We start from the raw sequence: 1281 nt of genomic DNA on the forward strand, positions 1-1281 counted from the left end.
AGGTGTCTAAGGCGAAGTGGACTGATGGCATGAACGGGATCGTGGAGATCCTGCAGAGTGTGTCGGCTGCTGTGTCTGAGGCTCGTCAGTCTGCTGAGGCGACGGATTCGCGTAACGCTGCTGGTTTTGGTGGCTGAGTGAGTGTGTGATCGCTGCGGGGAGGGGCGTGTCCCCTCCCCGCGGTGGTTGTCTGGTGGGAGCTGCACGCACCGCGTGCGGTTCCCACGCTCGTATACGAGCGTTATTGACTGTATGTGAGGTTTAACCGTGGTTTCATCGCCGAATTACGATCGCCTGAAGGCTTTGATCAATTCGTCAGTTAAGCCTGAAGGCTTTGAGGATGCTCAAGAGCAGACTATATCGACTGATATTCGCGACAGTGTCGACGCTGTGAAGGCCCTGTCGGACGCTCTGATTCAGGACGTGAGTGTTGGTCAGTCTGAGACGAAGTTGGGTGCGGATCAGTGGATGAATTCGTTCAGTACTGACACGAGCAAGCGCATGGACTTGATCAAGGTGACAAAGGAGCGCCACGAGAAGCTGCGAGCTGAAATGGCCAGCCTGTATGAAGACGGCGGGAAGATGAGCGACCAGCTCGTTAGCGAAGTGGACGCTAGCGAGAAGAGAAATAGCACCGTCACGCTGGTGACCAATCCGATTCAAAAGGTTGCGGTCGAAGTGGACGTGGGACTGTACCTCGTTCAGCTAGCTGAGCAACGCAACCAGAAGCGTGAAGACGAATCAAAGAGGATCCTCGACGGTCTGAACGCGGCCGGGCAGGATCACGCCGATAAAATCCATGAGCCCGTGGAGAAGCCCGATCCGGACCCTGACCCTGTTCCAGACCCCGATCCGCAGCCGAATCCACGCCAACGGAAGAGGCCCTGGCCTCCGACGCCCGACACTGGCGGTGGGGGAAGTATCCCGTCTGTGACTGGCACCGATTCTGGTGGACACAGCTGGATACGGCCGACTGGGGACGAACCCGGCAGTATCACTCATCCGATTTCTGATCCCAAGGACCTTCCTGACATTGATCTGACCAAGACCTTGGTGAACGCGCGCATGACGCCCAACGGGCCGGTTGGCGGCCATATGCCGGCCGATGTGCTCAATATTGATGATCCCGCTTGGCGTGCTGTGCCTCCGTCGAGCGGCGGGGCGGCTCGGATCGTGGGCGGTACGCTCGTCGCCGGGTCGGCTGCGGGTGCGGCCGGTGGCTTCCTCGGTCGCGGTGGCGGTTACGGCGGCATTGCCGGCATGACGCCCGGTGCTGCGCTG

At 59.6% G+C, this 1281-nt stretch carries 1 protein-coding gene; it reads left to right on the forward strand.

Going from position 1 to position 1281, the window contains the following annotated elements; translation table 11 throughout:
• Positions 1-267 precede the first annotated feature (267 nt).
• Positions 268-1281 (forward strand): hypothetical protein (locus HMPREF1138_RS01790; protein ID WP_009055866.1); only part of this gene is annotated, 1014 nt, incomplete at its 3' end.

The sequence above is a fragment of the Actinomyces sp. ICM58 genome (assembly GCF_000283035.1).
Lineage (GTDB): Bacteria > Actinomycetota > Actinomycetes > Actinomycetales > Actinomycetaceae > Pauljensenia.